The organism is Tabrizicola sp. BL-A-41-H6, assembly GCF_050632395.1.
In the GTDB taxonomy this organism is placed as follows: domain Bacteria; phylum Pseudomonadota; class Alphaproteobacteria; order Rhodobacterales; family Rhodobacteraceae; genus JAUYQR01.
In genome coordinates this window covers 1,071,606-1,096,007 of record NZ_CP192600.1, presented here as the reverse complement: position 1 = coordinate 1,096,007, position 24,402 = coordinate 1,071,606, and the positions used below count along the sequence as shown (strand labels likewise).

The 24,402-nt window shown below is 65.3% G+C and carries 27 protein-coding genes; 15 read left to right on the top strand and 12 right to left on the bottom strand.

Annotated elements, in window-relative coordinates; genetic code table 11:
• Positions 1-16 precede the first annotated feature (16 nt).
• The 3 genes from ACROUL_RS05480 to ACROUL_RS05470 are packed head-to-tail and all read left to right on the top strand — an operon-like array spanning position 17 to position 885.
• Positions 17-583, top strand: a complete 567-nt coding sequence (locus tag ACROUL_RS05480) for an RBBP9/YdeN family alpha/beta hydrolase (protein ID WP_431298510.1) — start codon at positions 17-19, stop codon at positions 581-583.
• Complete coding sequence (locus ACROUL_RS05475) at positions 580-732, top strand: hypothetical protein (protein WP_431298509.1); 153 nt, start codon at positions 580-582, stop codon at positions 730-732. Before ACROUL_RS05480 ends, ACROUL_RS05475 begins: the two co-directional genes overlap by 4 nt.
• Before the next feature lie 9 nt (positions 733-741).
• Positions 742-885: a hypothetical protein gene (locus tag ACROUL_RS05470; RefSeq protein ID WP_431298508.1), complete on the top strand. Its 144-nt coding sequence runs from the start codon at positions 742-744 to the stop codon at positions 883-885.
• Positions 886-937: 52 nt separating this feature from the next.
• On the opposite strand, the gene ACROUL_RS05465 is transcribed toward ACROUL_RS05470, so the two are convergent.
• The 3 genes from ACROUL_RS05465 to ACROUL_RS05455 all read right to left on the bottom strand — a co-directional run bounded on the left by ACROUL_RS05465 (position 938) and on the right by ACROUL_RS05455 (position 3,417).
• Entirely contained in the window at positions 938-1,393 is a 456-nt protein-coding gene (locus ACROUL_RS05465; RefSeq protein WP_431298507.1) for a DUF1203 domain-containing protein, read from the bottom strand.
• 69 nt (positions 1,394-1,462) lie between these two features.
• Complete coding sequence (locus tag ACROUL_RS05460; RefSeq protein WP_431298506.1) at positions 1,463-1,834, bottom strand: HIT domain-containing protein; 372 nt, start codon at positions 1,832-1,834, stop codon at positions 1,463-1,465.
• 5 nt (positions 1,835-1,839) lie between these two features.
• Positions 1,840-3,417, bottom strand: a complete 1,578-nt coding sequence (locus ACROUL_RS05455) for a DUF5928 domain-containing protein (RefSeq protein WP_431298505.1) — start codon at positions 3,415-3,417, stop codon at positions 1,840-1,842.
• Positions 3,418-3,562: 145 nt separating this feature from the next.
• Between ACROUL_RS05455 and ACROUL_RS05450 the strand changes: the two genes are divergently transcribed.
• Positions 3,563-4,381 (top strand): sulfotransferase family protein, encoded by an 819-nt coding sequence (locus ACROUL_RS05450; RefSeq protein ID WP_431298504.1) that lies wholly within the window; start codon positions 3,563-3,565, stop codon positions 4,379-4,381.
• 1 nt (position 4,382) lies between these two features.
• Entirely contained in the window at positions 4,383-4,775 is a 393-nt protein-coding gene (locus ACROUL_RS05445; RefSeq protein ID WP_431298503.1) for a GFA family protein, read from the top strand.
• Positions 4,776-4,778: 3 nt separating this feature from the next.
• Here the strand turns inward: ACROUL_RS05445 and ACROUL_RS05440 are convergent, their stop codons facing one another.
• Positions 4,779-6,011 (bottom strand): urate hydroxylase PuuD, encoded by a 1,233-nt coding sequence (locus ACROUL_RS05440; RefSeq protein ID WP_431298502.1) that lies wholly within the window; start codon positions 6,009-6,011, stop codon positions 4,779-4,781.
• Positions 6,012-6,113: 102 nt separating this feature from the next.
• Between ACROUL_RS05440 and ACROUL_RS05435 the strand changes: the two genes are divergently transcribed.
• Entirely contained in the window at positions 6,114-7,034 is a 921-nt protein-coding gene (locus ACROUL_RS05435; RefSeq protein ID WP_431298501.1) for a LysR substrate-binding domain-containing protein, read from the top strand.
• A gap of 96 nt (positions 7,035-7,130) precedes the next feature.
• Here ACROUL_RS05435 and ACROUL_RS05430 read toward each other — a convergent pair whose 3' ends face one another.
• The gene (locus tag ACROUL_RS05430; protein ID WP_431298500.1) at positions 7,131-8,639 is read right to left on the bottom strand and encodes a DUF2125 domain-containing protein; all 1,509 of its coding nucleotides are present in this window, start codon (positions 8,637-8,639) and stop codon (positions 7,131-7,133) included.
• Positions 8,640-8,727: 88 nt separating this feature from the next.
• Positions 8,728-9,081: a hydroxyisourate hydrolase gene (gene uraH / locus ACROUL_RS05425; protein WP_431298499.1), complete on the bottom strand. Its 354-nt coding sequence runs from the start codon at positions 9,079-9,081 to the stop codon at positions 8,728-8,730.
• A 151-nt stretch (positions 9,082-9,232) separates the two neighbouring features.
• On the opposite strand from uraH, the gene puuE reads away from it, so the two are divergent.
• From puuE to ACROUL_RS05405, 4 genes are all read left to right on the top strand, one after another.
• Complete coding sequence (gene puuE, locus ACROUL_RS05420; protein ID WP_431298498.1) at positions 9,233-10,648, top strand: allantoinase PuuE; 1,416 nt, start codon at positions 9,233-9,235, stop codon at positions 10,646-10,648.
• The gene (locus ACROUL_RS05415) at positions 10,645-11,490 is read left to right on the top strand and encodes a bifunctional allantoicase/(S)-ureidoglycine aminohydrolase (protein ID WP_431298497.1); all 846 of its coding nucleotides are present in this window, start codon (positions 10,645-10,647) and stop codon (positions 11,488-11,490) included. Before puuE ends, ACROUL_RS05415 begins: the two co-directional genes overlap by 4 nt.
• Before the next feature lie 82 nt (positions 11,491-11,572).
• Complete coding sequence (locus ACROUL_RS05410; RefSeq protein ID WP_431298496.1) at positions 11,573-12,052, top strand: ureidoglycolate lyase; 480 nt, start codon at positions 11,573-11,575, stop codon at positions 12,050-12,052.
• A gap of 85 nt (positions 12,053-12,137) precedes the next feature.
• Positions 12,138-13,619 (top strand): nucleobase:cation symporter-2 family protein, encoded by a 1,482-nt coding sequence (locus tag ACROUL_RS05405; protein WP_431298495.1) that lies wholly within the window; start codon positions 12,138-12,140, stop codon positions 13,617-13,619.
• 101 nt (positions 13,620-13,720) lie between these two features.
• On the opposite strand, the gene ACROUL_RS05400 is transcribed toward ACROUL_RS05405, so the two are convergent.
• Positions 13,721-13,927 (bottom strand): cold-shock protein, encoded by a 207-nt coding sequence (locus ACROUL_RS05400; RefSeq protein ID WP_305569683.1) that lies wholly within the window; start codon positions 13,925-13,927, stop codon positions 13,721-13,723.
• Positions 13,928-14,250: 323 nt separating this feature from the next.
• Between ACROUL_RS05400 and ACROUL_RS05395 the strand changes: the two genes are divergently transcribed.
• Positions 14,251-15,471 carry a Coenzyme F420 hydrogenase/dehydrogenase, beta subunit C-terminal domain gene (locus ACROUL_RS05395; protein ID WP_431298494.1) on the top strand — a complete coding sequence of 407 codons (1,221 nt, stop codon included), beginning with the start codon at positions 14,251-14,253 and terminating at the stop codon, positions 15,469-15,471.
• A 13-nt stretch (positions 15,472-15,484) separates the two neighbouring features.
• A complete protein-coding gene (locus ACROUL_RS05390; protein ID WP_431298493.1) occupies positions 15,485-16,252 on the top strand; it encodes a potassium channel family protein in 768 nt (255 codons plus the stop codon).
• Here ACROUL_RS05390 and ACROUL_RS05385 read toward each other — a convergent pair.
• Positions 16,249-16,494: a hypothetical protein gene (locus ACROUL_RS05385; protein ID WP_431298492.1), complete on the bottom strand. Its 246-nt coding sequence runs from the start codon at positions 16,492-16,494 to the stop codon at positions 16,249-16,251. The genes ACROUL_RS05390 and ACROUL_RS05385 overlap by 4 nt on opposite strands.
• Positions 16,495-16,607: 113 nt before the next feature.
• Here ACROUL_RS05385 and ACROUL_RS05380 point away from each other — a divergent pair, with 113 nt between their 5' ends.
• The 3 genes from ACROUL_RS05380 to ACROUL_RS05370 all read left to right on the top strand — a co-directional run bounded on the left by ACROUL_RS05380 (position 16,608) and on the right by ACROUL_RS05370 (position 20,130).
• The gene (locus tag ACROUL_RS05380) at positions 16,608-18,209 is read left to right on the top strand and encodes a winged helix-turn-helix domain-containing protein (protein ID WP_431298491.1); all 1,602 of its coding nucleotides are present in this window, start codon (positions 16,608-16,610) and stop codon (positions 18,207-18,209) included.
• A gap of 173 nt (positions 18,210-18,382) precedes the next feature.
• Positions 18,383-19,348 (top strand): carbohydrate ABC transporter permease, encoded by a 966-nt coding sequence (locus ACROUL_RS05375; protein ID WP_431298490.1) that lies wholly within the window; start codon positions 18,383-18,385, stop codon positions 19,346-19,348.
• Positions 19,345-20,130, top strand: a complete 786-nt coding sequence (locus tag ACROUL_RS05370) for a carbohydrate ABC transporter permease (RefSeq protein WP_431298489.1) — start codon at positions 19,345-19,347, stop codon at positions 20,128-20,130. The genes ACROUL_RS05375 and ACROUL_RS05370 overlap by 4 nt, the downstream gene beginning before the upstream one ends.
• 4 nt (positions 20,131-20,134) lie before the next feature.
• On the opposite strand, the gene ACROUL_RS05365 is transcribed toward ACROUL_RS05370, so the two are convergent.
• From ACROUL_RS05365 to bhcB, 4 genes are all read right to left on the bottom strand, one after another.
• Positions 20,135-21,103 (bottom strand): type I glyceraldehyde-3-phosphate dehydrogenase, encoded by a 969-nt coding sequence (locus tag ACROUL_RS05365; RefSeq protein WP_431298488.1) that lies wholly within the window; start codon positions 21,101-21,103, stop codon positions 20,135-20,137.
• A 94-nt stretch (positions 21,104-21,197) separates the two neighbouring features.
• Positions 21,198-22,157, bottom strand: coding sequence for an iminosuccinate reductase BhcD (gene bhcD, locus ACROUL_RS05360; RefSeq protein WP_431298487.1), 960 nt, complete (start codon positions 22,155-22,157; stop codon positions 21,198-21,200).
• Between the two features lie 105 nt (positions 22,158-22,262).
• A complete protein-coding gene (bhcC, locus tag ACROUL_RS05355; RefSeq protein WP_431298486.1) occupies positions 22,263-23,426 on the bottom strand; it encodes a 3-hydroxy-D-aspartate aldolase BhcC in 1,164 nt (387 codons plus the stop codon).
• A gap of 4 nt (positions 23,427-23,430) precedes the next feature.
• The gene (gene bhcB, locus ACROUL_RS05350; RefSeq protein ID WP_431298485.1) at positions 23,431-24,393 is read right to left on the bottom strand and encodes a beta-hydroxyaspartate dehydratase BhcB; all 963 of its coding nucleotides are present in this window, start codon (positions 24,391-24,393) and stop codon (positions 23,431-23,433) included.
• Positions 24,394-24,402 lie beyond the last annotated feature (9 nt).

Genomic DNA, 24,402 nt, shown 5'->3' with positions numbered 1-24,402 from the left:
CTGACGGAGCACGGCCATGACCAAGACGCTGATCGTTCCCGGCCTCGACGGCTCGCCCGCGCCGCACTGGCAGCACTGGTGGGCCGACTGTGACCCTCACGCCCTGATGGTCGATCTGTCGAACCCGTCCAAACCGAACCCCGTGCTGTGGGAGGTGGAGCTGGCCTCGATCATCCTGCATCACCCCGGCTGCATCCTCGTCGGCCATTCGCTCGGCGCGGTGCTGATCGCCCGGCTTCTGACCACCTGGCCGCACCTGAAGGTCCGCGCCGCCCTTCTCGTCGCGCCGGCCGAAACCGAAGGCTGCGCCCGGATCGGCCATTTCGGCCCGATCCCCGAACGCTCCCTGCAGGTGCCCTCGACCGTCGTCGCCAGCCGCAATGATCCCTGGATGACCTACGCCCGCGCAAGCCACCTGTCCCGCGTCTGGGGCGGGCAGATGGTCGACCTCGGCCATGCTGGTCACATCAACGTCGCCTCCGGCTACGGCCCGTGGCCCGGCGGCAAACGCCTGCGCGACGACCTTCTTGCCCGGACCCGCATGGTCCCGGCCCCCGATCATTCCGAAAGGATCGCGATATGAACCGCATCTTCCGCCAGCCGACGCCCGGCTTTTCCGGCTACGCAGCCCTCGCGCTGTTCCTTGCCGCCTACCTTGCCGCGGCGACCCTGATCCTTGCCCCCGGCACCCTGCTTCCCGCCGCCCCTGATCATCACCAGACCCAGCCCTGAGGAACAGCCATGCTCGACGGACGGTTTGACCAGCATTTCGCCGAACTCTTCGCCGCCTCCGACAAAGAGGCCACCGCGTCCCAAGGCCCGGTCGCGGTCATGGCAGTCGCTCTCGCGGCCCTCATCCCCGGCGCCTGGCTCCTTCTCGGCTGACCGCATCCAGACCCGCGCCAGCGCAAAGCCTCAACAAGCGCCCCCCGTCAGATCACCGCTCGATGCGGCACTGATAGCAGTTGTTCCGGGCGGACCGGACATGCAGATACTGCACCCGCGGATCGGCAAACAACTCCGCCGCCCGCGTCAGGATCGCCCCCGTCGCCACAACGCCGCCGGTGCCATAGACGATACGGTCATCCGCGCCGTAACCCCTGACGATATACTCGGGCGAGGCCAGCATCGCAGGCAACGCCTCCCCTCCCCCGGCCTCGCAATTGGCAGCACAGAGGAAAATCGGCCCGATCTCGGCATAAGGCTGCGGCGCGGGAAACGGGCGGTGCGCCAGCACCAGCATCTCCGCCCTCTCGGGGATCATGCCCAGACAGTGTCGGCACGGGTTGCCGCCACCCTCCGCCACCTGCCGCTCCGGCACCTGCCCGTTCGCATCAGGCCCACCGTCCCGATACCCCGCAACCACATCCGTCGGTATTGCCACAAACCGCATATCATCCTCCGTGCAACTGCCCGAAGGATGCCCCGCGCCGGCAGGCCGATCGACCCGATTCCTGCGCCTTCAGGCGCGCTCGACCAGCCGGCCCAGCACCCGTCCGCCCAGAATGTGCATGTGGTAATGCGGCACTTCCTGCATCCCATGCTCGCCCGCATTGGTGATCGCGCGGTAGCCGTCCGGCCCCGCCAGTCCCAGCATCTGGCAGACCTTCGCCACGGTGCGGTGGAAATCGACCAACTCCTCCGCCGACGCCTCGGCGGCGAAGTGGTCGAACGTCACATAGGCCCCTTTCGGCACCGCCAGCACATGCACCGGCGCCTGCGGGTGGATGTCGTGGAACACCAGCGTGTGCGGCGTTTCCATCACCGTCTTGTTCGGGATCTCGCCCCGCAGGATGCGGGCGAAGATGTTGGTCGGATCATAGGTATATGCCATCGGTCTCAATCCACGAAAAGGTAATCGGTCGCCGCGATATCCCGCGCCTTGTCCACGGGAATGTCCAGAAACTCCGCCAGCGGCAAGGTGTTTTCGTCCACGCTCGCGCCCTGCCTGATCCGCGCATATCCCGGCAGGTTCATGTCGCGGATGCGCTCGCTTTCAAACTTCACGTCATAGCGGATCGTCGGCAGCAGCCGGTCGATGGTTGCCCGCGGCGTCCGGTCACTGGCCAGACCGACCCGCGTGGCGTGGCCGATCAGGTAATCGTCCGTGAACTCGCATTCGATTTCCAGGATCCGCACCGTGGCGCGGTCGCTGTGGAAATCCTGCATCAACTCGGTGTTGGCCGGGTCGACGCACAAGACCAGCCGGTCGGTCTGCCAATAATCGAACAGCATCCGCACCAATGCGCGCCGATGCCGCATCCGCTTTTCCAGCGTGGTCTGGATGCCGCCAAGATCCGGCAACGCCGTGTCCGCCTCGTTGAACAGGTAATCGACCGCCGGCAGGTTCGTCACACTGCGCACCCTGTCGACCAGCCGCTTGGCGACATGCCATTTCTTGCACGTCACCATCATCAGCGTCCGGTCCCGCCCGATCGTGGTCTCCGCCTCCCAGAACCGCGGCGCAAAGCGGCGCCCGATCCGGCCCCGCCCGGTCAGGAACTGGAACTGCCGCTTGCCCTCACCCGTGGTGCGGAAGGTCAGCCCGGTTTCGGCATAAAGCTCGCCCAACCGCTGCTTAAGCCGCTTGGCATCGGCACTGATCTTGCGCGCAAACAGGAAATCCTGCGTCAGCAGCATGTCATGGTGATCGTCGTAAAACGTCACCGGCATCCCGTAATCGCTGAACAACAGGAAGGTCAGCGTCCGCGACCGGATTTCCCGGTCCGGCACCAGATGCCGCACGATGGTCTGAAAGAACGTCTCGTCCGGAATCCACGTCGTGGCGAAAAACCGCACCACGTCGCGCCGCTTGTCGCAAAACGCCAGTACCGCCTCCACAGTGCGCCGACGCAGGCACCACCACTGGCTGCCGATCTGGATGCGCAGATCAGCCGGCACCTTGCGCGCCAGTCCCAGCGCGGCTTGCAGCTGCATCGACCGGTAGAACCACGCTTTTCGGCTGCGCTCGTTGAACCAGTGGCGATAGATCAGCCGTTCTTCCTTGATCCCGGTCTTGATCCAGTCACTGTCAAAGAAATCAAACGCTTCGATATAGTCCGCCTCTTCGCGCTCCAGAAATCCGCGCACAAATTCCGCGGTCTTGATCGGCATGCAGTCGCCCGACAGCATGTAGAAATGCGTGGCCTGCGGAAACGCCGCGACCGCCGCCCGCACCGCCTCAAGCGTGGCCGCCACAAGGCTCCATTCGCCCCAGCCGCACTTCACCCGCCGCCGTGCAAACGTGACCGAGGGATTTGACGACAGCGCCGCCCGGATGCGGTCGTGGTCGCGCGCACTGGCCCGCGCATCGAAGTGAATGGCCACAAAGTCACCCGCCGCCGTCAGGCGAACGGCCTGCGCGATGATCCCTTCGGGGTCCTTGTGACACAGCAGGATATAGGCGATCTTCGTCATGCCGGTCGGCGGTTTCCTCAAAGTCTCATGGACTGTTGCACTAAACTGATCCACCTTGCGTTGAAAATACAGAATTTCTTTGCTTTTCGAGGTAATTCTGTTTCAACGGCGCAATGCACGGTTACTGGCTTGTAGGGGGTTTGGCATGGGGTTTCCCGGCACATGGATGACGGAAAGCGAAAGCGTCGTCTACCGCGTCGTGCCGAAATGCGCCTGCTCGACCATCGGCCAGATCATGTTCTACTCCGATCATGGCCGCTTCTACGACGGTGACATCCACGATGCCACCGCCGGCATGCACAAATGGGCGATGGACGGCAGCCAGCAAAAGATCGAACGCAACGTGCGCGGTCACAAATCCTACGCCTTCACTTGCGTCCGCAACCCCTACACCCGCATTCTCTCGTCGTTCTTCGACAAGATCTGCGGCATCCAGCGCAACGGCAAGCGCTACCGCGGCAACCTCGTGCCGCTCCTCATGCAGAAATACGGGATCGAGGTCGGGGGTGAGGACGGCAAGCAGGACTTCGACCAGATCGCCAGCTTTCGCCGGTTCCTCCTTTTCGCCCGCGACACCATCCGCTGGAAAAAACCGATGGAGCCTGACATCCACTGGTCCGCGATGGCGGGCCACGTCTCGACCTTCATCGTCAACGGCGGGCGTTACAACCACATCTTCTTCACCGAAGATTTCAACACCGGCATGCAGACCGTGCTCGACAACATCACCGTCAAGCACCCCGTCGACCTGAAGAAAATCCCCCGCTTCAACGAAAGCGAAGGCCACGGCCCCGCCCGCGCCCACCCGGTCGAGGCGTATTTCGACGACCTGTCGATGCACCTGATGTGGGAAATCTACAAACGGGACTTCCAGCTTTTCCGCTACGATTTCGAAAATCCCGGGAACAAGATGCCGAAAGGCCCGGTTGATCTGGATGAGGTTCACGCCAAGCTGGGGGATTAGGATGGAAACCGTCACTGGCGGCTGCCTCTGCGGCGCGGTCAGGTTCATCGCCACCGGCCAACCCTGGCGCGTCGGCGTCTGCCACTGCCTCGATTGCCGCAAACACCACGGCGCGCTCTTCCACGCCTCCGCCATTTTCCCCGAAACCGCCGTCTCCGTCACCGGCGAAACCCGCAGCTTCCAAGGCCGCCACTTCTGCCCGACATGCGGCTCGCCGGTCTACGGCCAAAGCGGCGACGAAATCGAGGTAAACCTCGGCAGCCTCGACGCCCCCGACCAGTTCCAGCCGACCTACGAACTCTGGACCATCCGCCGCGAAGCCTGGCTGCCGGCCTTCACTGGCCTGCGCGCCTACCCGAAAAACCGCGAAAATCCTGCCCGCACCGAACCCTGACCATCACACCGGATCGTCCACCCCCACGCCCCGGAACCAGCGCACGATGGCGGCCCGCTCCTCCGGCTCCATGTAGCTCAGGTTCGCCGGCGGCATCGCATGGGTAACCCCCGCCTGTAGATAGATCCGCCGCGCTTCATGCGCGATCTGCGCCTCAGTCTCCAGCACCACCCCCTTCGGCGGCCAGTAGACGCCCTCGTAGCCCGGCTCCGCCGCATGGCACATCGAACAGCGCCCCTGCACGATCCCGACCACCTCGCTGAACCCATCCGCACTCGCCAACCGCAACGCCTCGCCGCGCAAGCTGGCCTCGCCCGCGGCCACCCGCATCGGCGCCGTCGACAGCCACGCGATGATCAGGAACAAGATCACCGTCACCCCCCAGGTCCAGTGCGGGTTCCCCTTGCGCGCGTGCTTGGTGTTGAACCAGTGCCGGATCGTGACCCCCATCAGGAACACAAGGCTGGCGATGATCCAGTTGTACTCCGTCGCGAAAACCAGCGGATAATGGTTCGACAGCATCAGAAACACGACCGGCAGCGTAAGGTAGTTATTGTGCGTGCTGCGCTGCTTGGCGATCTTGCCATATTTCGCATCCGGCACACGCCCCGCCTTCAGATCTGCCACCACGATCCGCTGGTTCGGCATGATCACCATGAACACGTTGGCGCTCATGATCGTCGCGGTGAACGCGCCCAGATGCAAAAGCGCCGCCCGACCCGAGAAAACCTGCGTGTAAAACCACGCCATCCCCACCAGCACGACAAACAGCGCCACCATCAGCACCGTCTGGTTTGCGTTCACGAACACCTTGCACAGCGTCGTATAGGCCACCCAGCCAAAGGCCAACGACGCAAGCGAGATCGCCACCGCCTGCCAGACCTCCAGTTCCATCACCGAAGGGTCGATCAGGAACATCTCCGCACCAAGGTAATAAACCAAGACCAGCATCGCGAACCCCGAAAGCCAGGTCGCGTAGCTCTCCCATTTGAACCACGTCAGATGGTCCGGCATCATCTCTGGTGCCACGAGGTATTTGTTGATGTGATAGAAACCCCCGCCATGCACCTGCCACTCCTCGCCATAGGCAAGTGGCGGCAGGCTGGGCGTCTTGCGCAGCCCAAGGTCCAACGCGATGAAATAGAACGAAGATCCGATCCACGCGATCGCGGTGATCACATGCGTCCAGCGCGCTGCGATCTCGATCCATTCCCATAGAACAACCCAGTCATACATCGCGCCACTCCCGTTTGTTCCGAAACGCTATACTGCCGGGAACTCTTCTGTTAATCCATCTAAACGCCGCATCACTTTCAACCCGTAACGAACAATCGCCCCATGTCCTACGTGAACAACATCCGCATGTTCGTCCGCGTCTACGATCTGGGCAGCATGTCCGCCGCCGCGCGCGACCAGCGCACCTCGCCCGCGGTGGCTTCTGCCCGCATCTCGGAACTGGAAAAACACCTCGGTGTGCGGCTCTTCAACCGCACCACCCGCTCGCTGCAACCGACCGAGAACGGCCGCATCTTCTACGACGGCGCCCGCCGCGTGCTCGAAGCGATCGACGATGCCGAAGCCGCGGTGATGGACGTCACCCAGAACCCCCGCGGCACCATCTTCGTCGCCGCCCCTCTCGGCGTCGGCCGCCGCTTCATCGCGCCCCACGTTCCCGCCTTCAAGGACCTCTATCCCCTGATCGACGTTCGCCTGCGCCTGTCTGACCGCATCATCGACGTGGTTGCCGAAGGCATCGACGTAGCCTTCCACCTTGGCCTGCTCGACGACAGCACCCTCAAGGTGAAAACCATCGCCGATTGCCCCCGCCTCCTCTGCGCCGCCCCCGCCTACATCGCCCGGCGCGGCATGCCCGAAGACGGCACGGCCCTTGTCCGCGACAAGCACGATTGCCTGAACCTGCGCTTCCCCGGTGCCAAGGAATTCCAGTGGGCGCTTTCCACCCCTGAAGGCCCGCGCCGGTTCGAAATCACCGGCCCCTTCGAATCCGACGACGGCGACGTGCTCACCGGCTGGGCGCTCGACGGGCGCGGCATCGTGCTGAAACCCCTGTTCGAGGTGGCCGACCACCTGCGCGCAGGTCGCCTTGTCCCCGTCGCCACGGCCACACCGCCGCTGCCGACACAACTGTCCTCGCTCAGCCAGCACCGCCGCCTGAAAGACCCCAAGGTTCGCCTCTTCACCGATTACATGGCCACCCGGATCCGCGACGAACTGCGCCGCGCCACCGAAGGCACATGAAAAAGGCGGGACCCGAAGCCCCGCCTTTCATCTGTCCACAAGTATCCTCCGGGGGTGAGCCCGGCACGGGCGAGGGGGCGGAACGCCCCCTTCCCCTTACTGCACGCGCTGCCCGTTGACGGTGATCTCGCCCCCGGCCTTCGCCTCGATCTTCGAGGTCAACTCGTCCGGGTTTGCCCCCGGCGACATGAACCCGCCCATCATCATCCGCACGCCCATCGCATCATCGTCGGTCATCAGGCCGGTCGCGATCAGCCCGTCGATCAGCGCATTGCCCCCGGTCAGCGTCACGTTCGCCTCGCCAATCGGCATCGGCACGCCCATCGAATTATCAAACGTGAACGCCCCCACCCCGGTGAACGCCGCCCCCGCGATCTTCAGCGTCAGGTCCCGGATATCCAGCGTCTCCGGCGCGGGCGGCGTGACCTCGGTCATCCCGGCCTCCTCCGCCGCCATCAGCGCGATGAAATCGACTTTCGCCTTGCCCGCCACGTCGATCGACAGGTCCGCCGGGTCGCGTTTCAACGCCGCACCCGGGTCAACCAGCGCCCACGTCTCCTCGTTCACCTCGACCCCGTTCAGCTTCACCGTCAGCCCGTAATCCCCGGCCGTCTCCGCCGCCATCACCGGCGAGGTCATGCCAAATTCCACCGGCCCGGTGCTGATCTTGACCGGCGCCGGAACCGCGCTCGACGTCAGGTCGATCGCCAACCCCTCACCGGTTGACCGCACGCTGAACCGGTCCTTGTTGAACTCGCCGGTCGCCTCGCCGGGGCCCGCCGTAAACGTCATCTGATACGGAAAGATCTGATCGTCCTGGCTCGCCGTGCCGGTGGATGCGCCCTGCTTCGTCGTGACCGCGACGGCCATCCCCTCCTGCAACGCCTTGCCGAAATCGCTCGGCGCGGCAATCGCCAGCAGCGAGACCGTCGAAGGCAGCGTCACGTCCGCGCTCATCGCCAGATCCGCCGTCTCGCTGATCGAGGCGGTCGTCATCTTAAGCCCCGGATCGCCCGAATTGATGTCATAGGCAATCTTCGACGCCGCCAGATCAAACCCGAACGCACGGTTCACACCGGGCGTGTCGCTGTAGCTGCCCGCTACATCGGTGAACCCCACCGTCCCCTTTGATGTGGCCTCGCCCGCATCGGTCCCGTCAAACGACGTCGCCGGATAGCTCGAATTGAACGCCACGTTCAGCGACGCCGCAGCATAATCATAAAGCAGCGCCCCCGCCTCGCCCTCGCGCGCGGTCATCGTCAGCCCGTCATGCGTCAGCTTCACCGATCCCGCCGTGCCCTCGCCCGTCAGGTCCGCACCGATATCCGCCCCCGGCTTGATCAGCACCGACCCGTCCGACTGCTCTGTCAGCACCATGTCCGAAATCGCCAGCCCCGCACTGCCCTCGGGTGCGATCTTCACCCCGTTCAGCGTCAGAACCCCGCCATCGCTGTTCTCGGTTGCGGCCGATACCGTCAGCCCCGCCAGCGCCCCCGCGTTTTTCCACGATTGCCAGACCTGATCCGCGGTCAACGCCGCCTGCGCCGTCCCGCCCATCAGCATCACCAGTGCCGGGGCGGTCAAATACGTCGTCATCCGAAACATGCGGCTCTCCTGACCGTTTAAAACCGGTCCCAGAAAACTCCGTTCTTGCCCCCGCCGCAAGGGCCGGAATCGTGACCATTTCGTGTCGTCACGATCCCCGATAGGTGGAATAGGCATGGCCCGAGATCAACAGCGGCACATGATAATGCTGCCCTGCATCCGCCACCCCGAACCGGATCGGTATCTCGTCCAGAAACAGCACCTCGCCCGCCGCCTGCCCCGTCTCGCGCAGATACGCCCCCGCCGCGAACACCAGCTCATAGCTGCCGACTGTCAGCGCCGCGCCCTCCAGCATCGGCGCATCGGTCCGCCCGTCCGCATTCGTCACCGTCTCGGCAATCTTCCGGGGGCTCTGCCCGCTGATCCGGTAAAGCGTGATCTTCACCCCCGCCGCAGGCTTGCCCCGCGCGGTATCCAGCACATGCGTCGTCAAACGTCCCATCTCACGCCTCCGTCCGGGGTCTTTGCCGGCACTAAGCCACGAATCCGCGCAACAAGCGACCACGCAACCCCGTCATAGCACCTTCAGCCAAATCTTGATAAACCGCCGGCTCATTATGCCCTAGGCTCGAATAACGCGACAGGAGACCGCCATGAACCGCTACCCCCGTGATTTTCGCGGCTACGGCCCCAACCCGCCCGATGCGCAATGGCCCGGCGGCGCCAAGGTCGCGATCAGCCTCGTCTTGAACTACGAAGAGGGTGGCGAAAACAACATCCTGCACGGCGACGGCCAGTCCGAGGCGTTCCTGTCCGACATCGCCGGCGCGCAACCCTGGCCCGGCCAGCGCCACTGGAACATGGAATCGCTCTATGACTACGGCGCCCGCGCCGGGTTCTGGCGCCTGCACCGCCTGTTCACCGAACGCCAGCTTCCCGTCACCATCTACGGCGTCACCTCCGCCCTCGCGCGCAACCCCGAACAGCTTGCCGCCATGCAGGACGCCGGCTGGGAAGTCGCCAGCCACGGCCTGAAATGGATCGACCACCGCGACATGCCCGAGGCCGAGGAACGCGCCCAGATCGCTGAATCCATCCGCCTCCACACCGAACTCACCGGCGCCCCCCCGCGCGGCTGGTATACCGGCCGCTCCTCGGTCAACACCGTCCGCCTCACGGCCGAAACCGGCCAGTTCGACTGGGTCTCCGACACCTACGACGACGACCTTCCGTACTGGATGGAGGTCGGCGACCGCGACCAGCTGATCCTGCCCTACACGCTCGAAGCCAACGACATGCGCTTCGCCACCGCACCGGGCTACATCACCGGCGAGCAGTTCTTCCAGTACCTGAAAGACACCTACGACACGCTCCACGCCGAAGGCAGCGCCGGTCGGCCCAAGATGTTTTCCATCGGCCTCCATTGCCGCCTGATCGGCCGCCCCGGCAAGATCGCCGGCCTGATCCGCTTCCTCGACCACGTCCAGCAAAAGGGCGGCGCATGGTTCGCCGCCCGCCGCGACATCGCCGCGCATTGGGCGGCCCACCACCCCCACCGCCGCATCGAACGCCCAAGCCAGATGAGCGTCGAGCGGTTCACCGAACGCTTCGGCAGCATCTACGAACACTCCCCCTGGGTCGCCACCCGCGCCCACGCCCTCGAACTTGGCCCCGCGCACGACAGCGCCACGGGCCTTGCCCACGCGCTCGCCCGCATCTTCCGCACCGCCTCCCCGGACGAACGCCTGAGCGTCCTCAAGGCGCACCCCGATCTCGCCGGAAAACTCGCCGCCGCCAAGCGCCTCACCCCGGAAAGCACCGCCGAACAGGCCAGCGCCGCGCTCGACGCCCTGACCGACACCGAACGCGCCGAGTTCCAGCGCCTCAACACCGCCTACACCCAAAAGCACGGCTTCCCGTTCATCATCGCCGTCCGCGACAACACCAAGGCCACCATCCTCGCGGCCTTCCAGACCCGCCTCGCCAACGACACCGCCACCGAATTCACCACTGCCTGCGCGCAAGTGGAACGCATCGCCACCCTGCGCCTGAAGGATCAACTGCCATGACCACCGCCTACCATTTCCCCACCGGCGGTCTTCCGCCCCAGACGCAACTGATGACCGCCCGCGCCGTCTTCACCACCGCCTACGCGCTCATCCCACGGGGCTGCTTTTCCGACATCGTCACCAGCTACCTCCCTGGCTGGACGAAAACCAAACTCTGGCTCATCGCCCGCCCCCTCACCGGTTTTTCCGAAACCTTCAGCCAATATGTGATGGAGGTCGCCCCCGGCGGCGGCTCCGACACCCCCGATGCCGAATCCGGCGCCGAACATTGGCTCTTCTTCACCGACGGCCTCGCCACCCTGACGATCGACGGCGAAGGGTACGAAATGGACGCTGGCAGCTACGCCTACATCCCCACCGGCACCCCCTGGACGCTTCACGCCGAAGGCGGCACCCCGGCCCGCTTCCACTGGCTGCGCAAGCTTTACGAACCCGCCCCCGGCGTCCCCCTGCCCGACCGCATCGTCATCAACGAACGCGACGTCACGCCGATCGCCATGCCCGACACCAACGGCGCCTGGGCCACCACCCGCTTCGCCGACCCGACGGACCTGCGCCACGATGCCCACGTCAACATCGTCACCCTGCAACCCGGCGGCCGCATCCCGTTCGAGGAAACCCATGTCATGGAACACGGCCTCTTCGTCCTCGAAGGCCGCGCCGCCTACAAACTCAACCAGGACTGGGTCGAGGTCGAAGCCGGCGATTTCATGTGGCTCCGCGCCTACTGCCCGCAGGCCTGCCTCGCCGCAGGCCCCGGCCCCTTCCGCTACCTCCTCTACAAGGACGTCAACCGCCACGCACGCCTCCGCGGCCCCGGCGCCTTCGGCCCCGCACGATGATTTCATCTGTCGCCAAATATCCCCCGGGGAGCGCGAGGGGTGTGAAACCCCTCGCTCCGCCACCAGCCAACGGCGCAGCGGCATGAAGACCCTCCACCCCGAACCCCTGACGCCCGAAGCCTTCGCCCCCTTCGGCGATGTCCTCGACGCCACCGGCGACCACCGCCTGATCAACGCCGGCCTCTGCCGCCGCCACCACGACCGCGCCACCCTCGATTTCGGCCCCGAACCAGGCCGCGCCGGCATCTCGATCTTCCGCGCAGATCCCCGCGCGCTACCCTACAGCTTCGATCTCATCGAACGTCACCCCGAAGGCAGCCAGGCCTTCCTCCCCATGACCGCCGACCCCTTTCTCGTCATCGTCGCCACCGGCCCCGGTGCTACGCCCCGCGCCTTCCTCACGAATGGCGCGCAAGGCATCAATCTCCACCGCGGCACCTGGCACGGCGTCCTGACGCCGCTCGCAGCCCCCGGCCTCTTCACCGTGATCGACCGCATCGGCCCCACGCCCAACATCGAGGAATACCGTTACAGCCAACCCTGGACGGTGCTTGCGCCCTGACCGGCGCACCTAACCGGATCGCACCCTTGGGGCAGTGCGAAGACGGCGCGAACATAAACGCCCCAAGGGACAAGGAAATACTCACATGACAACCGCCCATCCGGTGGACGAGGTTCTCGCTCCACCAAAGCTTTTCACCCTCGGCTTCCAGCACGTGCTGGTGATGTATGCCGGTGCCGTCGCCGTGCCGCTCATCGTCGGCCGCGCGCTGAAACTGGAACCCGCCGATGTGGCCTTCCTGATCTCCGCCGACCTTTTCGTCTGCGGACTCGTCACGCTCATCCAGTCAATGGGCGCGACCCAGTGGTTCGGCATCAAGCTGCCGGTGATGATGGGCGTCACCTTCGCCGCCGTCGGCCCGATGGTCGCGATGGCCAACGCCACCCCCGGTGCCGACGGCGCGCGCGCCATCTTCGGCGCGATCATGGCGGCAGGCGTGATCTCGATCCTGATCGCCCCCCTCGTCTCGCGCCTCCTGCGCTTCTTCCCGCCGGTCGTCACCGGCACCATCATCCTCGTGATCGGCGTCTCCCTGATGCGCATCGGCATCAACTGGATCTTCGGCAACCCCGTCGGCCCGACAGCCCCGCAGATCGTCGACCCCGCCCACGCCGAATGGCTCAAGGCCGTGACCGATGCCGCCGCCGCTGGCACCGCAGGCATCCCGGAAATCCCGCCCGGCCTCGCCCTTGCGGCCAAGGTCAACAACCCTGCCTACGCGCCCTTGGGCAACATCCTCGTCTCTGCCATCGTGCTGGTCTCGATCCTCCTGATCGCGCGCTTCGGCCGTGGCTTCATCGCCAACATCTCGGTCCTCCTCGGCATCGTCATCGGCGCGGTCATCGCCATCGCCATCGGTGCCATGTCCTTTGGCAAGGTGGCCGAGGCGTCTTGGTTCGGCCTGATCACGCCCTTCCACTTCGGCACCCCCACCTTCGACCCCGTGATGATCGTGACCATGACCCTCGTGATGATCGTGGTGATGATCGAAAGCACAGGCATGTTCCTCGCCCTTGGCGACATGACCGGCAAACCGGTGACCCAGCCGATGCTTTCCGCGGGCCTCCGCACCGACGGCCTCGGCACCCTGATCGGCGGCATCTTCAACACCTTCCCCTACACCTCGTTCAGCCAGAACGTCGGCCTTGTCGGGGTCACCGGCATCAAAAGCCGCTTCGTCTGCGTCGCGGGCGGCATCATCCTGATCGTCCTCGGCCTCGTGCCTAAGATGGGCGCGCTGGTGGAATCCGTCCCGACGATGGTGCTTGGCGGGGCTGGCCTCGTGATGTTCGGCATGGTCGCCGCCACCGGCATCCGCATTCTTGCGGGCGTCAACTTCGCCACCAACCGCAACAACCTCTTCATCGTCGCGGTCTCACTCGGCTTCGGAATGATCCCGCTCATCGCGCCGAACTTCAAACAGTGGATGCCGCACGACATCCACCCCCTGATCGAAAGCGGCATCCTCCTCGCTTCGATCGCCGCAGTGATCCTGAACGCCTTCTTCAACGGCGCCAAGGGCTCGGTCGCCGAAGCCAAGGGTGCTGCAATGGCCGCCGACCACTGACGCGGACGGCCCTCCCCACCAAGGGGAGGGCGACACCCACAAATGCAAAACGGGGGCAGCTTGCGCTACCCCCGTTTCAAATTTCAGATCGCTGGAAAGGCTTACGCCAGAGCGAGGTTCACAGCCGATTCGCGACCGTCACGGCCGGATTCGATGTCGAACGTCACGGCCTGGCCGTCGTTCAGCTGACGGATGCCAGCGCGCTCAAGAGCGGTGACGTGGACGAAAACGTCCTTGCCGCCCGATTCCGGAGCGATGAAACCGAAGCCTTTGGTGGCGTTGAACCATTTCACGGTGCCTTTGGCCATCGTGATGTCTCCTTCAAGTATCGCCACCCGCAGCATGCGGTGGCCCGGCTCGCCTCAAGATCGATAGTCTGAAGCCGCGAAGGAAACAGAGGTCGATAACAAGTGTCTAGCCCGCAAGAGATGCGCCTAATCGCGCAAGATTGCAAGTCTTTGTCGAAAAAATGGCAATCAGGCCGCGCAAGACCTGCCCGCGCGCCGTCAAAAGCTTCTGCTGTGCGCTTTCGTTTGTCCCTGAAAGCTGTCCCCTGCCCCGAATCTCGCCCGCGAACGCGGCACTGTCAATCCACCCCGACGCCCCTATACTCGCGCAAAAAGGGATATCCATGCTCGCCCGCACCGGCCTTACCGCGCCCGAACTTTCCGGCGCCCCCCGCCCCGGCCTCTGCACCGATTGCGGCGTCTCGCGCATGGCCGACGCCCGCGCCTGCGGTCGCGCCTGCCAGTTCATCGCACCCGACTACCCCGCCCTCGAACGCAGCGCCCACGGTCGCGAGGCCGACCCCGCCTTGGGTGACGAGGCGTTCTTCGGCGTCACCCTCGCCATGCAGCGCGCCCGCCTCACCCCCCCGGCCCCCGGCGCGCAATGGACCGGCATCACCACCACCCTCGCCGCCAGCCTCCTCGAAACCGGCGCCGTGGACGCCGTCCTCACCGTCGCCCCCGATCCTGCGGACAAATGGAAACCCCTGCCCGTCATCATCACCGACCCCGCCGCAATGGCCGACGCGCGGGGCATGCGCATGGGCTATGCCCCCACCCTCGCCCTTCTGGAACCCGCCCGCGCCGCGGGCCACAAACGCATCGCCTTCATCGGCATCCCCTGCCAGGTCTACGCCCTGCGCGCCCTCGAAAAGACCCTCGGCTTCGACAGCATCCACGTCATCGGCACCCCCTGCTCAGACAACACCACCACCGAAAACTTCCACACCTTCCTCAAGCTCCTCGACGCTGCACCCGACACCATCTCCTACCTCGAGTTTCGCGCCGATTACCGGGTCGAACTGCGCTTCACCGATGGCCGCCCGACCCGGCTCATCCCCTTCCTGCAACTGCCCATAAGCCAGCTTCCACCCGACTTCTTCCCCCTCACCTGCAAGACCTGCGTCGATTACACCAACCGCCTCGCCGACATCACCGTGGGCTACATGGGCGGCGATGGCGACCAGTGGCTCATCACCCGCAATGAGCGCGGCGCCGATCTCCTCAAACTCATCGAACCCCGCCTCACCACCCGGCCCCTCACCTCCTCCGGCAAGCGCGAGGGCGCCGTCCGCGGCTTCATGGAAAACACCGCCCGCGCCGCCGGTGGCCTGCCCTTGCGCCGGATGCCGAACTGGCTCCGCCCCCTCGTCAGCCGCCTGCAACGCCTGACTGGCCCCCGCGGCCTCGAATTCGCCCGCACCCGGGTCGAGATGAAGGCGATCGAGACCATCCTCCACCTCCGCCGCGCCCATCCCGCCCGGCTCAAGAACATGGTCCCCGCTCATGTCTGGCGTGTCGCCGCGCGCTATGGTCTGATCCCCGGCAAAGACGAAACCCGCTAGGCCGCGCCCCGCCATGTCCCTCCGCACCCGCCTGCGCACCCTTTACGAAGGCTCAAGCCCCGGCTCCGACCGGTTCCGCTATGGCCTCCTCGCCTTCGATCTCCTGACCATCGCCTTCCTGATCACCACCTCCTTCATCGCCCGCGGCACCTCCACCGAAACCATCGACGCCATCATCGGGGTGATCTACCTCGCCGATGTCGCCGCCCGCCTCTGGATCTCGCCCCGCCCGCTCCGCGATCTCGTCAGCCCCTACGGCATCGCCGACATCGCCGTCGTCGTCTCCCTCCTGGCGCCCTTCTACGGCGAAGGCCTCGCCTTCCTCCGCGTCCTGCGCCTCTACCGCACGCTCCACTCGCCCCAGACGCTGCGCCAACTCCGGCAGGACTGGCCGTTCTTCCGCGCCAATGACAGCACCGTGCGCGCCGCCATAAACCTCGTGATCTTCGTGTTCCTGATGACCGCGCTCGTCTACGAACTGCAAAGCCCGGTGAACCCAAAGATCGCCACCTACCTCGACGCGCTCTACTTCACCGTCACGACCCTCTCGACCACCGGCTTCGGCGACGTCACCCTTACCGGCGAAACCGGCAAGCTTCTGGCCGTGATCATCATGATCTTCGGCATCTCCCTTTTCCTGCGCCTGATCCAGGTGATGCTGCGCCCAAGCAAGGTCGATCACAAATGCCCGACCTGCGGCCTGCGCCGCCACGACCACGATGCCGTGCATTGCAAGGCCTGCGGCACCATCCTGAACATCGAGGATGACGGCGCCGTCTAACGTCCGCGCTCGCCGAACCCATCCTGCATGAAGAACGGCAACTCTGGCTGCCACGTCGCCTCACCCACAGCATCGCAAGGCGCAATCCCGCTGTCACGCAACACCTCCCCCGGCAGCGCCGCCAACCGGCAGCGCGCCGCATGTGCCTCGTCCACCCGCCCCAGCCGCGCAGCAACCGCCCGCGCCACGCGCCAAATGAAGCCCACCGCCGCCGTTTCGCTCCTGCTTGCTACCGTCAACATTGCCCGTCCTCCCGTGGAAATCCTGACACCAGCCTACGCCGCGCTCCCCACCCCTGCTTGAGGACTGCCTGAGGATTTCTTGAGCGGTCCTTGCGGATTTGCTATCCTGCGCCATGCAACTGGAGTTTGGCCCCTTCGAGCTTGACACCGACCGCGCCGAACTCCGGTCCGCCAGCGGCCCCGCAAAGCTGGAGCCAAAGGCGTTTCGCCTCCTGCGCCTGCTCGTCGAAAACAACGACCGCGTGATCAGCAAGGACGAGATGATCGCCACCGTCTGGAACGGACGCTTCATTTCCGACGCGGCCGTCTCCACAGCGCTCAAGTCCGTGCGCAAGGCCCTCGGCGATAGCGGCGACCGACAAGACTACATCCGTACCCTGCGTGGCCACGGCCACCGCTTCGTTGCCCCCGTGCGCATCCGGCGCACAGACACAACCACCGACACACGCTCCGACACACGCTCCGGCGCGGGCCCCGCCACGGCGGACCGCGCGCCCGATTCCCCCACACCCCCCGGGCCCGGCGAACGGCCCACGGTCGCCGTCCTCCCCTTCACCCGCACGGGCCTGCCCGACAGCTTCGCCGCCCTCGGCGACGCGCTGCCCTCCGACATCATCTCGTCGCTCGCCCGCCTGCGCTGGCTCCGTGTCATAGCGCGCGAATCCACCTTCCGCTTCCGCGACACCACGGTCGATCTCGAAGGCCTGCGCAGCGTCCTTGGCGCCAGCTATTGCCTTTCGGGTCGGGTCGAACTTTTCGGCACCCGACTGTCGGTCAGCGTCGACCTCGTCGCCACCCGCGACGGCGCTCTGATCTGGTCCGAACACTTCGAACGCCCGCTTGCGGACCTTCACCTGATCCGACACGAAACCGTCGCCGCCGTGATCAGCGCGCTCGACCTGCAGATCCCGCAAGCCGAAGCCGCCCTTGCCCGCCTCAAACCCGCCGAACACCTCGACGCGTGGGAGGCGTACCACCTCGGCCTCAGCCACATGTACCGCTTCAACCCACACGACAATGCCATCGCCGCCCACCTTTTCCGCCGCGCTACCGACCTTGATCCCGGCTTTTCCACCGCCTTCGCCGCGCGCTCGTTTACCAGCTTTCAGGACGCGTCGATGGGCTACACGCCCGATCGCAGTGCCGCCATCGCCGCCGCGCAGGCCGCCGCGGAACGCAGCATCGAACTTGACCCCCTCGACCCTTACGCCAACGCCGCCATGGGCCGCCTCCATATCCTGACCAACACGCCTGACGATGGCATGGTCTGGCTCGATCGCGCCACCGGCCTCAGCCCGAACTACGCCAAAGGCCACTATTCACGGGCCTACCTTCAGGTTCTGCGTGGCCAGACCGAAGACACCCGTGCCGGAATAGACACCGCCATTAGCCTCAGTCCGCTCGACCCGCTCCTTGGCCCGATGCACTTCATGAAATCACTGTCCTTCGCTCAGGACGGCGATTTCGCCAAAGCCGCCGATTGGGCCGTACGGGGTGTGCGCACCTCGACCAGCCATTTCAGCGGTGTGATGGGGGCCGTGGCCCTTTGCCAACTCGGCGGCCGCGCCACGGATGTGGCGCACTGGTCCCGCATCGCCCGCAGCCTCCGCCCTAACCCGTCGATCCGCCAGTACCTCGCCTCGCTCCCCTTCACCAACCCGGGCTTCAGCCAGACCCTTCGCACCGCCCTTGTCGCCGCAGGCTTCAAGGACTGACGCCGCCACCATTTCCCCCCACTCCTTCCTCTTTCCAAAAGTATTCCACGGGAGGTCTGGAGGGTGTGAAACCCTCCAGACCCGCACCCTGCCACCCCTCCCACGCCAAGAAAATTCCCTAACGACTCGTTAACTCAGGCACCCCAACCCCTTGATCTTGCTAGGCCTGACCAATGTCCCACCGTGGGACACCCCCATCTCCCCCCCTTGCCACCGCCCCGAAAACCCCCAACACTGCCCGCCATGACAAGCCCGCCCCCCTCGCCATGAAACCCCTCGACAACCGGGCGTGGCTCCTCCTTCTCCCCGCTGGCGCGGTCATGGCCTTCGTCGGCCTGATCCCCCTCGTCTCGGTCCTCAACTTCTCCTTCCACGACATCTTCTCACTCGACCAGGCCTACTGGATCGGCACCGAATGGTACGCCGACCTCGTCGCCTCGCCCCGCTTCCACGCCAGCCTCGCCCGCAGCCTCCTGTTCTCGGCCACGGTCCTCGCCGTGCAAATCCCGCTCGGCATCGCCATCGCCGTCCTCGTCGCCGGCTCGGGCCGCGCCGGCACCGCCATCCTCCTCCTAGTCGCCGTCCCCCTCGTGGTGCCGTGGAACATGATCCCGACGATGTGGCTCAGCCTGATCAACCCCGACACCGGCACCCTCGGCCGCGCGATGGTCGCCCTCGGCATCGACTTCGACTACAAGTTCACCGCGCTCCACACCTGGATCCTGCTCGTCGTCATGGACACCTGGCATTGGGTCGGCCTCGTGGTGATCCTCGCCACCGCCGCCCTCTCAGGCATCCCCCGCCCCTATTACCAGGCCGCCGCCATCGACGGCGCCTCCCGCCTCGCCGTTTTCCGCCACATCGAACTGCCGCGCATCGCCACCGCCCTCGGCATCGTGTTCCTGCTGCGCTTCGTCGACAGCCTGATGATCTACACCGAGGCCTTCACGATCAACGCCGGCGGACCGGACGGTGCCACCACCTTCCTCGCCCTCGAGCTGGGCGAAGAGATCAAGGGCTTCACCTACGGCGCCGCCGCCGCCCGCTCCATCGTGTATTTCGTGATCGTCATCACCGTGGTCTGGGCCTTCCTGACCATCACGCGCCACCGTGCCCACGACCCGGGCGCCACCGCATGATCCTCGTCCGCACCATCGCCATCGCAGCCCTCGCCGCCTTCATCCTCCTGCCGTTCGCGCAGACCGTGATCCTCAGCTTCACCGCCACGCTCGTCCATCCCGGCGTCACCGTGGGCGACTGGAGCCTCGTCAACTACCGCAACATCTTCGCCAGCCCGACCCTGACCGCCTCGATCACCAACTCCCTCGTCTACGTCCTCCTCAACGTCGCGCTCTGCCTCGCCGCTGGCCTGCCCGCCGCCTACGCCTTCTCGCGCTATCGCTTCACCGGCGACCGGCACGTCCTCTTCCTGCTCCTCGCCTTCCGGGTGACCCCGCCCGTCGTCCTGTCTCTCCCGATCTTCATCCTCTTCGCGCAGGCCGGCCTCGTGAACTCGCCTGTCGGCATTGCCCTCGTCCACTGCCTTTTCAACCTGCCCATCGCGATCTGGATTCTGGAAAGCTTCATCTCCGCCGTCCCCCGCGAATATGACGAAACCGCGTTTCTCGACGGCCACACCCTGCCGTCATACTTCATGCGCCACCTGATCCCGGCCATCGCCCCCGGCATCGGCGTGACTGCCTTTTTCTGCTTCATCTTTTCATGGGTCGAGGTGGTGTTCGCCCGCATCCTCACCGCCACCGGCGGCAAGCCGATCACGATGGCGATCAACGCGCTTTTCAGCTTTCAGACCGACATCGGGCTTGTCATGGCGATGACCGTGTTCTCGCTGATCCCCGGCCTTGCGATGATCTGGTTCGTGCGCAACCACATCGCCCGCGGCTTCGAGATCCGCACCTGAGCCGTCAGGCCATCAACCGCGCCACGTCCAGCATCCGGTTGGAAAAGCCCCATTCGTTGTCGTACCAGCCAAACACCCGGATCAGCCGCGCCGGCATCACCCGCGTCTCGGGGCAGGCCATCACGATGCTTTCAGGCCGCGCGCGCAGGTCGGTCGACACCAGCGCCCTGTCCGTGGCCCCGATCACCCCGCCCGCCGCACGAAACGCCGCGTTCAGCGCCTCCACCGTCGCCTCCCGTTCGGTAACCACCGTCAGATCGACGCACGACACCGACGCCACCGGCACCCGCACCGCCGACCCGCCGATCCGCCCCGCAAGCTCCGGCACCACCACGTCCAGCAACCGCTGTGCCGAGGTTGTCGTCGGCACCATCGACAGCGCCGCCGCGCGGCTGCGGGCATAGTCAGCCGCCGGCGCATCGACCGTGGGCTGCGACCCGGTATAGCAATGGATCGTGGTCATCGACCCGGTCACCACGCCCCACCCCTCGTGCAAAAGCCGGACCAGCGGCGCCATCGCGTTCGTCGTGCAGGATGCGTTCGACACGATCGCATGGTCGCCCAGCGCCGCCTCGTTCGCCCCCAGCACCACCGTTACATCCGCCGCCGCTGACGGACCAGAGATCAGCACCCGCCGCGCCCCGGCCCGCAACCCCCGCTCCGCCACCTCGCGCCGGTCCGCGCGCCCGGTGCATTCCATCACCACATCGACGCCCGAAAGATCGAGGCCCGAGATATCCGCCGTCCGGTGCAACGGAATGGCTCGGCCATCCACCACGAGCGCGCCATCCGCCAGCGCCACCTGTCCCGGCCAAGGCCCGAACACGCTGTCGTACTCAAGAAGATAGGCGCACATCTCGGCCGCAGCGATGTCATTGATCCCGACAACATCTACCCCCGGCGCCGCCCCCTTCGCCCAGGCCCGCAGTACCGACCGCCCGATCCGCCCGAACCCGTTGATGAAGACGCGCATGTCCTGGCCCCCTGACCCTCGCGCCATGTCAGACCATGACCTCACGCCGCGTTCAACAGGGCGCTGCGTTAAATCTTGTGCCCGTTACAAGCCCTTAGACCTCGACGCGGATTCCCTGCCCGCGTTCCTCGGCCCGCTTTACCGCCATCGCCGCGACGGCCAGATCCTGCAACCCGACCCCGGTCCCATCGAAAAGCGTCACCTCCCGGTCAGACGTCCGCCCCGGATGCGCCCCGGTCAACACCTCGCCCAAGGGAGTGATCGCCGTCGCATCCAGCAGCCCCGCCGCCACCGCATGTTGCGCCTCGCCAAGGCTCACCGATTGCGCCACCTCGTCGGCAAAGACCGTGGCGCGACCGAGCAGCGCCGGCTCCACCTCCTGCTTTCCGACCGTATCGGTCCCCATGCAGGCCAGATGCGTGCCCTCCGCCACGTGGGCGCTCATCAAACTCGCCGCCGGGCTTGATGTGATCGTGATGATCACATCCGCCTCCACCATCCGCTCCAGCCCGACCGCCTCGAACGGCAGACCAAGCTCCGCCGCAATCGCCCCCAACTTCGGCAGCATGTCGGGATGCAGGTTCCACGCAATGACCTTGTCGAACTGCCGCACCCGCGCCGCCGCACGTAACTGGAACCCGGCCTGATGCCCGGCGCCAACCATCCCCAGCACCCGCGCATCCGCCCGCGCCAGCCGGTCGATCGAAATCGCCGAAGCCGCCGCCGTCCGCAGCGCCGTCAGCAGCCCACCGCCGACCATCGCCGTCGGCCGCCCCGTCTCCGGGTCAAACAGGAACACGGTCGACTGGTGGTTGATGATCCCCTTGGCCGCGTTGCCGGGAAAATACCCGCCCGCCTTCACGCCCAACTGCCCGCCGGCCCGGTCCAGCCCGGACTTGAACCCATACTGCCGCCCCTCGCCCAGCGCCTCGCGCACCACCGGAAAGTTGTAGGCCTCACCGCGCGCCATCGCCGCAAAGGTCGCCTCGACGGCGGCAAAGGCATCAGCCGGTGAAACAAGGCCGGCAATCAGCGACTCGGGTACGATCAGCATCTCTTTACCGCTTTCATCTGTCCGAAAATATCCCCGCCGGAGGCTCCCGGCGGGTCAGTTTGCCATACGCCTGCCATACACATGCCAGACGCTTTGCTGACAGCGTCAATACGCCTTGCCCCGTGCCGAAACCGGCCACACAACCTCGACCTTGCCACCCCGCACACCGACATACCAGTCATGCACGTTGCACGTCGGATCACAGTGTCCCGGCACCAGCTTCAGCTTGTCGTTGACCTTCAAGACGCCCTGCGGATCTTCCACAACCCCATGTTCGTCCGAGCATTTCACGTATTTCACATCCGTGCGCCCATAGATCACCGGCAGCCCCGAATCCACCGACTGCGCCTTCAATCCGGCATCGACAATCGCCTTGTCCGCCTTGGCATGGCTCATGACCGAGGTCAGGATGAACAGCGCGTTTTCCCATTCCCCCTGGTCGATCCGCTTGCCGTTCTCGTCCAGAATCCGGCCATAGTCCGCATCCATGAAGGCATAGCTGCCGCACTGCAACTCATTGTAAACGCCGGAATTGCTCTCGAAGTAATAGCTCCCCGTGCCGCCGCCGCCAACGATGTCGCAGGCGATCCCCTCGGCCTTCAGCGCATCCACCGCGTCCTTCACCTGTGCCACCGCCAGGTCGATTTTCGCCTTCCGGTCGGCATAGCTGTCCATATGCTGCATCGCGCCCTGATAGGCCTGGATACCAGCAAACTTAAGCCCCGGTGCTGCGGCGATCGCCTTCGCCAGCGCCACAACCTCCGGCGTCGTCTTCACCCCGCAGCGCCCAGCGCCGCAGTCGATTTCCACCAGACACTCGATCGTCGTCCCGTGCCGAACGGCCGCCGCCGACAGGTCCGCCACGTTGTCCAGCATGTCCACGCAGCAGATCGTCCGCGCCCCAAGCTTCGGCAACCGCGCCAGCCGGTCGATCTTCGCCAGATCGCGCACCTGATTGCTGACCAGCACATCCTTGATCCCGCCCCGCGCAAAGACCTCGGCCTCGCTCACCTTCTGGCAGCAAACGCCGACCGACCCGCCCAGTTTTTCCTGCAAAAGCGCCACGTCCACCGACTTGTGCATCTTGCCATGCACCCGGTGCCGCATCCCGTGGGCCCGCGCATAATCGCCCATTTTCTTGATGTTACGCTCCAGCGCATCAAGGTCCAGCACCAGACAGGGCGTCTGGATGTCCTTCTCGTCCATCCCCGGCAGGGCGGGGATGTCATAGCCGACCTCAAGACCCGCAAAGTTCGAATGGCTGTTCATGGTGTTATCCTTTCATCCAAGGCAAAGTGTCCAGATCGACGTTTCCGCCGGTAATGATGACCCCCACGCGGCGGCCACGGAAGACCTCCGGGTTGGCCAAAATTGTCGCCAGCGGCACCGAGCAGCTGGCCTCGATAACGATCTTCATCCGCTTCCAGGTCAGCTTCATCGCGTCGATAATCTCATCCTCGGTCGCAGTGAACACGTCCTTCACGTAATGGCTGACGAAGTGCCAGGTCAGGTCCTTCAAAGGCACCTTCAACCCATCCGCCACCGTTTCCGGCGCGTCGTCGGCAATGATGTGGCCAGCCTTGAAGCTGCGGAAGGCGTCATCCGCGTTCTTCGGTTCCGCCGCATAAACATCAACCTCCGGCGCGATCGAGGACACCGTCAGGCAAGTGCCTGAAATCATGCCGCCTCCGCCAATAGGCGCGATAATCGCATCCAGCCCCGACACCTGCTCCATCAACTCGCGCGAACATGTCGCCTGCCCCGCGATAACCCGCGGATCGTTATAGGGATGCACGAAATCCGCCCCCGTCCGGGCCTGCACTTCTGCAAACACCGCCTCGCGGCTGGAGGTGGATGGTTCGCATTCCACGATCACCCCGCCATAGCCCCGCACCGCATCCTTCTTGGCTTGCGGCGCGGTGCGCGGCATCACCACGTTGCACGGTATGCCCCGCCGCCCGGCCGCATAGGACAGGCTCAGCGCATGGTTGCCGCTGGAATGGGTCGCCACGCCCTTGGCAAGCTGGTCGTCCCGCAACCCGAACACCGCATTCGACGCCCCGCGCACCTTGAACGCGCCCGCCTTCTGGAAGTTCTCGCACTTGAAGAACAGCTCCGCCCCGGTCAGATCGTTGAAGTAAGTCGACGTTAACACTGGGGTGCGATGAATGTAGGGACGAATGCGATCATGTGCTGCAATCACATCGTCAAAGGTTGGAATAACCAAAGGTGCCATATCATTCAT

Coding starts and splice junctions, on each gene's coding strand:
- ACROUL_RS05480 (WP_431298510.1), top strand. CDS start 17: ATGACCAAGACGCTGATCGTTCCCGGCCTCGACGGCTCGCCCGCGCCG.
- ACROUL_RS05475 (WP_431298509.1), top strand. CDS start 580: ATGAACCGCATCTTCCGCCAGCCGACGCCCGGCTTTTCCGGCTACGCA.
- ACROUL_RS05470 (WP_431298508.1), top strand. CDS start 742: ATGCTCGACGGACGGTTTGACCAGCATTTCGCCGAACTCTTCGCCGCC.
- ACROUL_RS05465 (WP_431298507.1), bottom strand. CDS start 1,393: ATGCGGTTTGTGGCAATACCGACGGATGTGGTTGCGGGGTATCGGGAC.
- ACROUL_RS05460 (WP_431298506.1), bottom strand. CDS start 1,834: ATGGCATATACCTATGATCCGACCAACATCTTCGCCCGCATCCTGCGG.
- ACROUL_RS05455 (WP_431298505.1), bottom strand. CDS start 3,417: ATGACGAAGATCGCCTATATCCTGCTGTGTCACAAGGACCCCGAAGGG.
- ACROUL_RS05450 (WP_431298504.1), top strand. CDS start 3,563: ATGGGGTTTCCCGGCACATGGATGACGGAAAGCGAAAGCGTCGTCTAC.
- ACROUL_RS05445 (WP_431298503.1), top strand. CDS start 4,383: ATGGAAACCGTCACTGGCGGCTGCCTCTGCGGCGCGGTCAGGTTCATC.
- ACROUL_RS05440 (WP_431298502.1), bottom strand. CDS start 6,011: ATGTATGACTGGGTTGTTCTATGGGAATGGATCGAGATCGCAGCGCGC.
- ACROUL_RS05435 (WP_431298501.1), top strand. CDS start 6,114: ATGTCCTACGTGAACAACATCCGCATGTTCGTCCGCGTCTACGATCTG.
- ACROUL_RS05430 (WP_431298500.1), bottom strand. CDS start 8,639: ATGTTTCGGATGACGACGTATTTGACCGCCCCGGCACTGGTGATGCTG.
- uraH (WP_431298499.1), bottom strand. CDS start 9,081: ATGGGACGTTTGACGACGCATGTGCTGGATACCGCGCGGGGCAAGCCT.
- puuE (WP_431298498.1), top strand. CDS start 9,233: ATGAACCGCTACCCCCGTGATTTTCGCGGCTACGGCCCCAACCCGCCC.
- ACROUL_RS05415 (WP_431298497.1), top strand. CDS start 10,645: ATGACCACCGCCTACCATTTCCCCACCGGCGGTCTTCCGCCCCAGACG.
- ACROUL_RS05410 (WP_431298496.1), top strand. CDS start 11,573: ATGAAGACCCTCCACCCCGAACCCCTGACGCCCGAAGCCTTCGCCCCC.
- ACROUL_RS05405 (WP_431298495.1), top strand. CDS start 12,138: ATGACAACCGCCCATCCGGTGGACGAGGTTCTCGCTCCACCAAAGCTT.
- ACROUL_RS05400 (WP_305569683.1), bottom strand. CDS start 13,927: ATGGCCAAAGGCACCGTGAAATGGTTCAACGCCACCAAAGGCTTCGGT.
- ACROUL_RS05395 (WP_431298494.1), top strand. CDS start 14,251: ATGCTCGCCCGCACCGGCCTTACCGCGCCCGAACTTTCCGGCGCCCCC.
- ACROUL_RS05390 (WP_431298493.1), top strand. CDS start 15,485: ATGTCCCTCCGCACCCGCCTGCGCACCCTTTACGAAGGCTCAAGCCCC.
- ACROUL_RS05385 (WP_431298492.1), bottom strand. CDS start 16,494: ATGTTGACGGTAGCAAGCAGGAGCGAAACGGCGGCGGTGGGCTTCATT.
- ACROUL_RS05380 (WP_431298491.1), top strand. CDS start 16,608: ATGCAACTGGAGTTTGGCCCCTTCGAGCTTGACACCGACCGCGCCGAA.
- ACROUL_RS05375 (WP_431298490.1), top strand. CDS start 18,383: ATGTCCCACCGTGGGACACCCCCATCTCCCCCCCTTGCCACCGCCCCG.
- ACROUL_RS05370 (WP_431298489.1), top strand. CDS start 19,345: ATGATCCTCGTCCGCACCATCGCCATCGCAGCCCTCGCCGCCTTCATC.
- ACROUL_RS05365 (WP_431298488.1), bottom strand. CDS start 21,103: ATGCGCGTCTTCATCAACGGGTTCGGGCGGATCGGGCGGTCGGTACTG.
- bhcD (WP_431298487.1), bottom strand. CDS start 22,157: ATGCTGATCGTACCCGAGTCGCTGATTGCCGGCCTTGTTTCACCGGCT.
- bhcC (WP_431298486.1), bottom strand. CDS start 23,426: ATGAACAGCCATTCGAACTTTGCGGGTCTTGAGGTCGGCTATGACATC.
- bhcB (WP_431298485.1), bottom strand. CDS start 24,393: ATGGCACCTTTGGTTATTCCAACCTTTGACGATGTGATTGCAGCACAT.